Source organism: Ideonella sp. P3_A4 (genome assembly GCF_056403075.1).
Genome location: NZ_JBFUGE010000175.1, coordinates 1 through 11481, shown reverse-complemented (window position 1 = coordinate 11481; position 11481 = coordinate 1). Strand labels below are relative to the sequence as shown.

Annotated in this window: 10 protein-coding genes and 1 pseudogene; 5 read left to right on the top strand and 6 right to left on the bottom strand. The window is 67.4% G+C overall.

Translation table 11 applies throughout. The features are described 5' to 3' along the window. Nucleotides 1–537: ABC transporter ATP-binding protein (locus tag AC1DYI_RS16500; protein ID WP_477205217.1), on the top strand; the 537-nt coding region annotated here is incomplete at its 5' end. Between the two features lie 13 nt (nt 538–550). Here the strand turns inward: AC1DYI_RS16500 and chrA are convergent. From chrA to msrB, 5 genes are all read right to left on the bottom strand, one after another. Continuing rightward, complete coding sequence (gene chrA, locus AC1DYI_RS16495; RefSeq protein WP_477205216.1) at nt 551–1912, bottom strand: chromate efflux transporter; 1362 nt, start codon at nt 1910–1912, stop codon at nt 551–553. A gap of 185 nt (nt 1913–2097) precedes the next feature. Beyond that, nucleotides 2098–2895 carry a peptidylprolyl isomerase gene (locus AC1DYI_RS16490; protein WP_477205215.1) on the bottom strand — a complete coding sequence of 266 codons (798 nt, stop codon included), beginning with the start codon at nt 2893–2895 and terminating at the stop codon, nt 2098–2100. Nucleotides 2896–3046: 151 nt separating this feature from the next. Continuing rightward, complete coding sequence (locus AC1DYI_RS16485) at nt 3047–3322, bottom strand: BolA family protein (RefSeq protein WP_477205214.1); 276 nt, start codon at nt 3320–3322, stop codon at nt 3047–3049. Next, the gene (locus AC1DYI_RS16480; protein ID WP_477205213.1) at nt 3319–3978 is read right to left on the bottom strand and encodes a septation protein A; all 660 of its coding nucleotides are present in this window, start codon (nt 3976–3978) and stop codon (nt 3319–3321) included. Before AC1DYI_RS16480 ends, AC1DYI_RS16485 begins: the two co-directional genes overlap by 4 nt. A gap of 95 nt (nt 3979–4073) precedes the next feature. Beyond that, nucleotides 4074–4493 carry a peptide-methionine (R)-S-oxide reductase MsrB gene (gene msrB, locus AC1DYI_RS16475; protein WP_477205212.1) on the bottom strand — a complete coding sequence of 140 codons (420 nt, stop codon included), beginning with the start codon at nt 4491–4493 and terminating at the stop codon, nt 4074–4076. A 297-nt stretch (nt 4494–4790) separates the two neighbouring features. Here msrB and AC1DYI_RS16470 point away from each other — a divergent pair, with 297 nt between their 5' ends. From AC1DYI_RS16470 to AC1DYI_RS16455, 4 genes are read left to right on the top strand one after another with little or no spacing between them, the layout of a single operon-like run. Beyond that, nucleotides 4791–7586 carry a TonB-dependent receptor gene (locus AC1DYI_RS16470; protein WP_477205211.1) on the top strand — a complete coding sequence of 932 codons (2796 nt, stop codon included), beginning with the start codon at nt 4791–4793 and terminating at the stop codon, nt 7584–7586. Beyond that, nucleotides 7573–8361, top strand: a complete 789-nt coding sequence (locus AC1DYI_RS16465) for a DUF1223 domain-containing protein (protein ID WP_477205210.1) — start codon at nt 7573–7575, stop codon at nt 8359–8361. The genes AC1DYI_RS16470 and AC1DYI_RS16465 overlap by 14 nt, the downstream gene beginning before the upstream one ends. A gap of 36 nt (nt 8362–8397) precedes the next feature. Beyond that, nucleotides 8398–9843, top strand: coding sequence for a MocR-like pyridoxine biosynthesis transcription factor PdxR (gene pdxR, locus AC1DYI_RS16460; protein WP_477205209.1), 1446 nt, complete (start codon nt 8398–8400; stop codon nt 9841–9843). Between the two features lie 20 nt (nt 9844–9863). Then, nucleotides 9864–10343, top strand: a complete 480-nt coding sequence (locus AC1DYI_RS16455; RefSeq protein WP_477205208.1) for a hypothetical protein — start codon at nt 9864–9866, stop codon at nt 10341–10343. A gap of 30 nt (nt 10344–10373) precedes the next feature. Here the strand turns inward: AC1DYI_RS16455 and AC1DYI_RS16450 are convergent. Continuing rightward, nucleotides 10374–11481 (bottom strand): annotated as a pseudogene (locus AC1DYI_RS16450) (hypothetical protein); the annotation flags it as partial.

The window sequence follows — 11481 nt, the reverse complement described above, 5'->3', positions numbered from 1 at the left end:
GGCAAGAGCACGCTGCTGGCGCTGATGGCCGGGCTGGACGTGCCGAGCGAAGGCCGCGTCGTGATCGAGAACGAAGACCTGTTCGCGCTCGACGAGGATGCGCGTGCGGCTTTACGTGCCCGCAAGCTCGGTTTCGTGTTCCAGAGCTTCCAGCTGCTGGGCAACCGCACTGCGCTCGAAAACGTGATGTTGCCGCTGGAGTTGGCCGGCCGGCGCGATGCGCGCCTGCTGGCGACCGAGATGCTGGGCCGTGTGGGACTGAGTCAGCGCCTGTCTCACTACCCGCGGGTGCTGTCCGGCGGTGAGCAGCAGCGCGTCGCACTGGCGCGCGCCTTCGTCGTGCGGCCGCGGCTGCTGCTGGCCGACGAGCCGACCGGCAGCCTCGATTTCGCAACCGGCGAAACAGTGATGGCGCTGATGCTGGAGCTGAACCGCGAGGTCGGCACCACGCTGGTGATGGTGACGCACGACCGCGCCTTGGCCGAGCGCTGCGAGCGCCAGCTGCACATCGAGGCCGGGCGGCTGCTCGACGCCTGACCCGCAGCGATCGTCAGCCCAGCAGCGGCCGCGCGAGGCTGATCGCCAGCCCGGCCAGCGCCGAGCCTGCCACGACCGGAATCACGCCGACCTTGAAGCGGAAGAGCGCGAGCGCTGCGCCGATGCCGATCACCGCTGACAGCCAGTCGAAGGGCCCGCTCAGGCCTTGCGGCCACAGCACGTGGTACGCGAAGAACACCGCCAGGTTGACGATCACGCCGACGACGGCCGCAGTGATGCCGGTCAGCGGCGCGGTGAACTTCAGGTTGCCGTGGGTCGACTCAATGAACGGCCCGCCGAGCAGGATGAAGAAGAACGACGGCAGGAAGGTGAAGAAGGTGACCACCGTCGCTGCCGCGGCGCCGGCGAGGAACAGTGAGTCGCTGCCGAAGATCGCCTTGGTCCAGCCGCCAACGAAGCCGACGAACGACACCACCATGATCAGCGGGCCGGGCGTGGTTTCGCCCAAGGCCAGGCCGTCGATCATCTGCGTCGCGGTGAGCCACTGATATTGGTCGACAGCGCCCTGGTAGACGTAGGGCAGCACCGCGTAGGCACCGCCGAAGGTCAGCAGTGCGGCCTTGGTAAAGAACCAGGCCATCTGGGTCAGCACGGCGTCCCAGCCGTAGAGCGCGGTCAGCCCGCTGATGGCCGCGGCCCACAGGCCGAGGAACACCACGACGACGCGGCGAAAGTGCGCCCAGCTGAACAGCGCGTGCGGCGGGGTCGGCGTGTGGTCGTCGATCAGGGCGGTGCCGTACTGCTTGTTTGCCGCGCCATGGCCCCCGCCGGCACTGAACTTGTCTGGCACGAAGCGGCCACCGAAGTAGCCGATGACGCCGGCCACCAGCACGATCAAAGGGAAGGGCACCTGCAACGCAAAGATGGCCACGAAGGCCGCCGCCGCGATGCCCCACAGCCACGCGTTCTTCAGCGCTCGCGAGCCAACTCGGTAGGCCGCGTGCACCACCAGCGCGGTGACGGCCGGCTTGATGCCGAAGAACATGCCGGCGATGACCGGCACGTGGCCATAGGCCATGTAGACCCACGACAGGCCGATCAGGATGAACAGCGAGGGCAGCACGAACAGCCCACCGGCCACGATGCCACCGGCCGTGCGGTGCATCAGCCAGCCGATGTAGGTGGCCAGTTGCTGGGCCTCGGGGCCGGGCAGCAGCATGCAGTAGTTCAGCGCATGCAGGAAGCGGTTCTCGCTGATCCAGCGGCGCCGCTCGACCAGCTCCTCGTGCATGATCGCGATCTGCCCCGCCGGCCCGCCGAAGCTGATGAAGCCGAGCTTGAGCCAGTAGGCGAAGGCTTCGCCGAAGCTCACGGGGGCGGGGGCCGAAGCGGTGGGCTGGGTGTCGGTCGTCATGGCTTTCAACGCGTCGTTGCGTACGGGCCGTGTGGGGGCCCGTGGAGGGGCCGGATGGGCGCGGCGAACGATACAACGTACGGCGCTTCGAATCGGCGCGCCGCGGCCGAACAAAATCAGCCTAGCAAATTCGGCTCATGAAAAAGGCGCCCCGTGGGGCGCCTTGGTCGTGGTTCGGGAACAGCTTACTGCTGCGCGAACTTGTAGTCGGTCTTGGCGGCCWTCTTCAGGTTGTCCTGGTACTTCTGCAGCTTGGTCTGCTCGACGCGCTGCATCAGCTGCGGCTTGACTTCGTCGAACGCCGGGAAGGTCGCTTCGCGGCTTTCTTCCAGCTTGATGATGTGGAAGCCGAACTGGGTCTTGACCGGGGTCTCGGTCATTTCACCCTTCTTCAGTGCGGTCAGCGCAGCGCTGAACTCGGGCACATAGCTGTCGGGCTTGGCGAAGTCGAGGTCACCGCCATTTTCGGCAGAGCCCGGGTCCTTCGAGTTCTTCTTGGCCAGTTCTTCGAAGTTGCCGCCGGCCTTGATCTGGGCGATCAGCTTCTTGGCTTCGTCTTCGTTCTCGACCAGGATGTGGCGAGCGCGGTATTCGGTGCCCGATTGCGCGGCCTTGACCTTGTCGTACTCGGCCTTGGCTTCAGCGTCGGTGGCCGGGTTCTTCTTCTTGAAGTCTTCGAACAGCTCGCGGATCAGCACGGTCTGGCGCAGCAGCTCCATCTGTTCCTTGTAGGCGGCGCTGGTCAGGATGCCCTTCTTCTCGGCTTCCTGGACGAAGATTTCGCGCATCACGACTTCGTCGCGGGCACGCGTCTGCAGCTCGGGCGTGGCCGGCTGGCCGCCTTTGGTGGCTTGCTTGACCAGCATGTCGACGCGAGCCTTTTGAACGGGCTTGCCATTCACGGTGGCCACGTTTTGCGCTTGCACAGCGAGCGGCAACAGAATGGCTGCGGCAGCCAGGACGGCGGTGGATTTCAGGTTCATGCGTGTCGCCTTCAGATGGTGACTCGTGACGAGGGTCAACGTTGTGGAACTAGGGGGTTGCTTGTCAGGCACGCCGCGTCAATCGCGACCTGGAGGCAACGCACGGCACGGGGCTTGCGTGGACACCAGGCGGTTTGCGCCAGCTACTTCTTCAGGGTTCACCCGGTGCACGGGCGTCAATCGCCAATGCGTGGATGCCCTGCGGCATCAAAGTGCTCAAAGAATCATACACGAGGCGATGTCGCGCCAAACGTGTCAAACCGCTGAAGCGATCGCTGACGATTCGCACCGACAAATGGCTGCCCTCGCGCGCGCCGGCGTGCCCGGCATGGGCCGCGCTGTCGTCGCGCACTTCCAGTTCCTGCGGGGCCAGCGTCGCCATCAATTGCTGCTGCACCGCGGCAGCTGTGACATGGGGGTTGTTCATGGCTCGCCGCGGGGTTTGTCGGCCGTCGGCGCGGCCTCTTCCTCGTCGGGCAGGTACTTGCTGAGGTACAGGCCTTGGCCGAGGAAGAAGATGAACATCAGCGCGGTGGTGCCGAATGCCTTGAAGCTGACCCAGGTGCTGGTCGGAAAGTTGTAGACCACCCAGAGATTCAGCACGCCCATGAAGCCGAAGAACAGCACCCAGGCGAGGTTCAGACGGCGCCACACCGGCTCGGGCAATTCGAGCTGTTCGCCGATCAGCTTCTTCAACAAGTTCTTACCAAAAAGTGYCTGGCTGACCCAGAAGACGAGGCCGAGCGTCCAGTACAGGCCGCTGGGCTTCCACTTGATGAAGGTGTCGTTGTGGAAATAGATCGTCAGGCTGCCCAGCACCACCACGAGGCACAGGCTGACCCACAGCATCAGGTCGACGCGGCGCCCGCGCAGCTTCAGGAAAGCGACCTGGCCAAGCGTGGCCAGGATCACGACGATGGTCGACAGCAGCACCGGCGCCTGGTCGGGCGCGACGGTGCCGCCGGACATGAACTGGCCGAAGTGTTCGGTCGCAAAGGCTGCTGCCTCGTCCGGGTTGCCTTCCGTGTAGCGAAAGGTCACAAAAAACAAGACCAGGGGCAGGAAGTCGAGCAGCAGCTTCATGAAAACAGGCGAACTCGCCCACCGGCGGCAGGCGCGGGCCGGAGTCTACTCGGCTGCATGACCCGGCCCCCAGGTCCGCCCATGGCGGCGACCGATCACTTGGCTGCGTCGAAGTTGATGGCTGCCGAGTTGATGCAAAAGCGCTCGCCGGTCGGCGCCGGGCCGTCGTCGAACACATGGCCCAGGTGCGAGCCGCACTTGGCACAGCGCACCTCGACGCGGGTCATCCCGTGCGTCTGGTCGACCACACGCTCGACGCGGCCGTCGTCCACCGCCTGCCAGTAGCTCGGCCAGCCGCAACCGGCGTCGAACTTGGTGCCCGATTCGAACAGCGTTTCGCCACAGCCGACGCATTTGTAAACGCCGCTTTCCCAGTGGTCCCAGAAGCGGCCGGTGAAGGCGCGTTCGGTGGAAGCGTGGCGGGCGATCGCGTATTCGCCGGGGCTGAGTTGCGCCCGCCACTCCTCGTCGGTCTTTTGAACCGGGTAGCGCGGGTCGTCGTGCGAGTGACTCATGAGAAACAGCTCACTTCAAGGTGTTGGGCCCAGTCGGGCGGGAAGGCGGCTTCCGCCTCGTGCTCAGGCTGTTCGTCGAACGGGCGGCCCGGAACCTTTCAACCGGGCCAGCGGGGCGTGACAGCGGGCACTCGGCGCCCAGTGTAGGCAGCCCGGCGTTCAGCACCGGCGGCAAGGTTTTCAGAACAYCACTTGGGGGCTGATTGGGCCCAATCGCTGCGCCCGAATTGGGCCCCTGCGGGCGATTGGGCCACTCCCAGAATTTGCGGCATCACACACCACTGCAGGAGAGTCACGATGCCGCAACGCCGCCGCCGCGCCCCCAGCCGCCTCTTCCACCCGACTCCTTTGGCCCATGCACTGGCATGGGCCGTCGGCATGTGGGCCATGGGCTCGGCATGGGCGCAACCGGCCACTCCAGCGGAGCCCGAGGCCAAGCCGCAGCGCGTGGAGATCACCGGCTCGTCGATCAAGCGCATCGAGGCCGAGACCGCGCTGCCGGTGCAGGTGATCCGGCGCGAAGAGATCCAGTCGTCCGGCGCGGCCAATGTCGAGCAGTTGTTGACCCGCATTGCCGCAACCACCAGCGGCGGTGCGGTCACCGCTTCGATGGCCGCCGGCGCAACAACCGGCGGCATCTCCAGCGCATCGCTGCGCGGACTGTCGGGCACGCGCACGCTGATCCTGATCAATGGCCGGCGTGTGAGCGCGTTCGGCGCCATCGGCGACAGCGTCTCGGTGGACGTCAACTCGATCCCGCTGGCCGCCATCGAGCGCGTCGAGGTGCTGAAGGACGGCGCCTCGGCGGTCTACGGCAGTGACGCGGTGGCTGGCGTCATCAACTTCGTGCTGCGGCGTGACTACCACGGCGCCGAAGTCGGCCTCGAATACGGCAACTCGACGCAGGGCGGTGGCTCGATCAGCCGCGTCAGCGTGCTGTGGGGCCATGGTGAATCGGCGGTCGACGGCTACAACATCACGCTGATCGGCACCTACCAGAAGGAAGAGGGCCTGCGCGGCCGCGACCGCGATTTCGCCAAGTCGAGCGTCAACGTCAAGCACCTGAACGACACGACCTCGGGCAATGCCTTCCCGGCCAACATCTTCTTCAACGGCCACAGCTACAACCCGATGGCGCCGGAGTGCGACCCCTCGGTGTCCAGCCCGCTGTTCGGCCCGGCCGTGTGCCGCTACGACCCCGCACCGTCGGTGCAACTGGTGCCGCCGACCGAGCGCGTCGGCTTCATGGCCAGTGCGATCGTGCCGCTGAACCCCGACATCGAAGCCTTCGGTGAGTTGTCTTTCGGCCGCAACACGATCCACACGGTGATCCAGCCGGTGCCGATCTCGGACCAGTTCGCGCTGCCGCCGAACCATCCGCTGTTCAACGTGGCGCCGTACAACGGCAACGCCACCATCGTGCTGCGGCCCGGCACGCAGTACTACCCGACTGACTTCGTGCGTGCGCAACTCGAACCGGGCGACCCGCTGCCCGACCTGCTGGTGCGCTACCGCTCGATCCTGACCGGCGACCGTGACCTGACCGACATCGTCGAGCCGGTGCGCGGCCTGCTCGGCGTGCGCGGCACGCTGGGCAGCTGGGACTTCGATACCGCGCTGCTGCACAGCCAATCGAAGGTGACCGAGCGCGTCAACAGCGGCTACCCGTCGTACCTGGGCATCCTGCCGCTGCTCAACAGCGGGCGGGTCAACTTCTTCGGCCCCAACACGCCGGACGTGCTGGCCGAGATCGAAGCGACACAGTTCCGCGGCAACGCCTACGTCAACCAGACCAGCCTCAGCAGCCTCTCGGCCAAGGGCTCGACCGAGCTGACCAGCCTGTCCGGCGGGGCACTGGCGCTTGCGTTGGGCGGCGAGCTGCGGCGCGAGGCCTTCGAGTCGTCGCCCAGCCTGACCATCCAGTCGGGTGACATCACCGGTTTCGGCGGCAACTTCCTGCCGGTCGACAAGGACCGCCAGGTCAAGGCGGTGTTCGCAGAACTCAACGCGCCGTTGATGAAGGGCCTGGAGCTGGACTTCGCCGTGCGCCACGACCGCTACGAAGGCTCGGGCTCGGCCACCACGCCGAAGGCCAGCGTGCGCTGGCAGCCGATGCGCGAGCTGCTGCTGCGCGGCTCGGTCGGCCGTGGCTTTCGGGCCCCCAGCCTGACCGACCTGTTCGGCCCACAGGTCACCGGCGTCACCGCCAACGGCCAGAGCGACCCGCTGCGCTGCGGCATCGACGGCAACAACAGCTCGAACGACTGCCAGACGCAGTTCCCGATCCTGGCCGGCGGTAACGCGGCGCTGGAGCCCGAACGCAGCCGCAACACCACGCTGGGCTTCGTGGTCGAGCCGGCGGCGGGCTTGTCGCTTGGCATCGACGCCTTCGACATTCACCTCAGCAAGACCATCGTCGCCGGTGTGCCGGTGGCCAACATCCTGGGCGACCTCGACCGCTTCGGCAACCTGGTGCGGCGAGGCCCGCCGGACAACGCGTTCCCGAACCTGCCCGGGCCGATCATCGAGATCGACCAGCGCCAGATCAACCTGGGTCAAAGCAAGATCCGCGGCCTGGACATCGACGCCAAGCTGCGCTGGCCCAAGCTGCCGATCGGCGATCTGGGCATCAGCCTGAGCGGCACCTACTTCCTGAAGTACGACGTGCAAGCGCCCGACGGCACCTTCTCGGACGGCATCGCCGATGCCAACAGCCTGGCCAGTGCCAACGCGGCCGGCATCATCCCGCGCTGGAAGCACTACCTGGCGCTGAACTGGCGCTCGGGCCCCTGGTCGGCGACCTTCGCGCAGAACTTCCAGACCGGCTACAAGGACGTGCCCGGTACCTTCGAAGACACCGAGGACCCGGCCTTCAAACCGCGCCGTGTCAGCGACTACACGACCTACGACCTGCTGGCGACCTACCAGTTCAGCCGCACGCTCGATCTGGGGCTGGGCGTGAAGAACCTGCTGGACACCGACCCGCCGTACACCAACAACGGCGGCCAGGCTTTCTTCCAGGCCGGCTATGACCCGACTTATGTCGACCCGCGTGGCCGCTTCGTCTACCTGCGCGCCAATGTTCGCTTCTGACCCGATGCTCGGCACGCTCTGCCTGCTGATTGCGGCTGCGACACCGCACGGCCTTGCCGTGGCCGGCGCGCAGGACCTGGGCCCCGCGGCGCTGGCCTGCCGGATGGCGCCGCCGGGTGCGCACATCGTGCTGGCCGAGCTGTACAGCTCGGAGGGCTGCGACAGCTGCCCGCCGGCCGAGCGCCGCTTCGGCGCCTTTCAGCCGGGGCCGGAGCTGGTGCCGGTGGTCTGGCACGTCGACTACTTCGACAGCCTGGGCTGGGTCGACCGCTTTGCGCTGCCCGCGTCGTCGCAGCGGCAGAAGGGCCTGGTGGCGGCTGGTGGCGTGCCAGCGGTGGTCACGCCGCAGGTCTTTGTCGACGGCGTGGCGTTTGCCGCCTGGCGCGACGAGCGGGCGTTGCGTTCGCGCCTGATTCGCCAAGCCGCGCAGACGCCGGCGGTGTCACTGGTGCTGCAAGACCTGGCACGTGAGGGTGGCCATCTGCGCTTCGAGTTGCGTGCCCAGACGGCGCCCGGCACGCCGCCGATTCAGCTGCAGGCTGTGCTGCTCGAAGGCGGTCTGGTGTCGCCGGTGTCGCAAGGCGAAAACCGCGGTGTCACGCTGCGCCACGAGCATGTGGTGCGCACCGCAGCGGGGCCGGTGGCGGGGACGGGCCCGTGGCGCGCGCAGTTGGCGCTGCCGCAACCCACACCGGCCGAACTGGAGCTGGTGGTGTGGGCGCAAGACGAGACCGGCCGCACGCTGAATGCGAGCTGGGCGCGCTGTACGCTGTGAGGCCGCAGCACTCGTGTCACCAGCACCATCCCCGCCATGCACCTAGACCTCGACGGCGACGGACCCCAGTACCTGCAGCTCAGTCGCGCGATCCGCAGCGCCGTGCAGCAGGGCCGGCTGGCCAGCGGTACGCGCTTGCCGCCCACGCGCGACCTGGCGCAGACGCTGGGCTTGGCGCGCAACACCGTGCGTGCCGCCTACGAGCACCTGGGCGCGCAAGGGCTGGTCGAGGGGCGGGTGGGGGCGGGCAGCTTCGTGCACGCCAACGGCCACGACAGCGCACCCACCAATGGCTCGGCGACCTTGTCACCGCACGGCGCCACGCCGGCGCCCTCGGCCTATGCGCGGCGTGCGCGCGAGCTGCTGCACGACTTTCCGGCCTGGCGCCGGCACCAGGGCGTGCGCTACAGCCTGCAGTACGGTGAGCCGTTTGCAGATGCGCTGCTGCCCGAGCAATGGCGCAACGTGCTGGCCCGCGCGGCGCTGTACACGCCGATGGGCTACCCGCCGATGGCCGGCGCGCCGGCGCTGCGCGAGGCGGTATGCAAGTACCTGCGCAGCCGCCGCGCCGTGGACGCGACGCCTGACCAGGTGCTGATCGTCGCCGGCACCCAGCAGGCGCTGGCGCTCTCCGCACGGGTGCTGCTCGACGAGGGCGACACTGCGGTGGTCGAGGACCCGGGCTACTTCTCGGCCCGCCACACCTTTCTGGCCCATGGTGCCAAGCTGGTCGGCGTGGCGGTGGACAAGTCCGGCCTGATGGTCGACGAACTGCCCGAGCGCCGGCCCGGGCTGGTGTTCGTGACGCCGTCGCACCAGTTTCCGCTCGGGGCGGTGATGTCGCAGCGGCGGCGGCAGGAACTGCTGCGTTATGCCGCCCGCCACGACACCTGGATCGTCGAGGACGACTACGACGCCGAGCTGCGCTACGACAGTCGCCAGGTGGCCGCGCTGAAGGCGATGGACCGGCAAGGGCGGGTGATCTTCGTCGGCAGCTTCTCGAAGGTGCTGGCGCCATCGATCCGGCTGGCCTACATGGTGTTGCCACCGGCGTTGCGCGAAGACTTTGTCACCGCCAAGCGCCTGATGGACCTGGGCTGCCCGGCCATCGAGCAGGCGGCGCTGGCCCACTTCATGGAAACCGGCGCTTTCGAGCGCCACCTGCGCCGCGTGGTGCGCGCACTGCGGGCGCGGCGCAATACCTTGTTCTCGGCGATGCAGCAGCATGGCGCCGACTGGCTGGAGCTGCACGACAGCCACGCCGGCATGCATGTCGTGGGCCGGCTCAAGGGCCGCGCCGCGACGAGGCAAGACGAGCTGATCGAAGCGGCGCGCTTGCGCGGCGTGGGGGTCTACACGCTGGCACAGCACTACATCCGGCCGCCGGCGCAGCCGGGCTTGCTGTTCGGCTTTGCGGCGCTGTCGCCGAGCGAGATCGAAGTGGCGGCGAGGCAGTTGGGCCGCGCCGCCAGTGAACTGTGAACACGACTGAGAGGAGCCGAATGAACCAAGCGACATGGATGGCCATCCTGGTGGGCGGCGGCATTGCCGCATTGAACGACGGCCTGCTGGCCAGCATCTTCTGGGGCGTGGCGAAGGGCGTGTCGCCGCAGCGCGTTTTCCAGAGCGTGGCATCCGGTCTGCTGGGCCGCGAGGCGGCGATTGCAGGTGGCCTGGCCACTGCGCTGCTGGGCGTGGCCCTGCACATCTTCATCGCGCTCGGCATGGCCACCGCCTTCGTGCTGGTGGCGCAGCGAGTGCCGGCGCTGCTGCGCTGGCCCTGGCCGCTGGTGGGCCTGGCCTATGGCGTGGTGCTGCTGATGGCGATGCACCACGTGGTGCTGCCGTTGTCGCGTGCCGGAACACCTTCCGACTGGTGGCCGTGGACGGTGGCCGATTGGTGCACCCACCTGATCCTGGTCGCGATGCCGATCGTGTTGGCGGCAAGGCACTGGCTGGCGCCCACGCCGGCCAGTGCTTGATGCCTCGATGGCGATTCGAGGCGAGGTCGTTCAGCGCCGGTGCAGCCGCTTGTTGATGCCGGGGCCGCCGATCAGCACGTCGCGGCCCTTGCCGCCGGACAGCTGGTCGTTGCCTTCGTCGCCGTAGATCACGTCGTCGCCGGGACCGCCGAACAGGCGGTCATCGCCGGGGCCGCCGTAGATGATGTCGTTGCCGGCTCCGCCGCAGATCACATCGTTGCCACCCAGGCCGTAGATGATGTCGTTGCCGCCCAGGCCGGCGATCACGTCGTCACCCTCGGTGCCGACCAGCACGTCGTCGTCCGCCCCGCCCACGATGGTGGCGACCAGGCCGTCACACATCGCCACGTGTGTCCCGGCGTCGACGAATACCAGGCCTTTGGGGAGAAGGCCTGGGTTAGTCGCGAAGACGCTGACAAAGGCGCCGGTGGTGCCGTTGTAGCGCAGGATCGCGCCGCTGCCCGCTGCGGCAACGTAGAGATCGCCGTCCGGGCCGAAGGTCAGGTAGTCGGGCACATCCAGCCCACCGCTGTGGGCCGGAACGAAGGTGTCCATGAACTGACCGCTGCTGCCGTTGTAGCGCTGGATCAGGTCGGCATGGAACCGGCTGGCGTACATGTTGCCGTCTTTGCCGAACACAGTGCCGGACGTAGCCGAGTCCAGCGGCGGGCTGCCTTTGGTGAACACATCGATGAACTGGCCGGTCGCGCCGCTGAAACGCAGCACCACCTGCGGACCGTTGAACTCGCTGGCATAGATGTTCTTGTCGGGCCCGAAGGTGAAGGCGACGAAGCCGCCGAGCCGGTTGTCCTTGACGAAGTTGTCGATGAAGGCGCCGGTCTGCCCGTTGTAGCGACCGATCACGGCCCGGAACCGGTTGCTGACGTAGAAGTTGCCGTCGGGGCCGAACACCACCTGATCCGGGTTGGCCAGACCGCCGACGCCGGTGTCGATGAAGGTGCCGAGGAACGCGCCGGTCCCGGCGTCGTAGCTCAGGATCTTGCTGTTGGACCAGCTGCTGGCGTAGATCTTCTTGCCGTCCGGGCTGACGGTCAGGTTCTGGATTCCCGACAACCCGCCGCTGCCCTCGGGCACGAGGACACGCTTGAAGCTGCCGTTGTGGCCGTCGAATTCGACG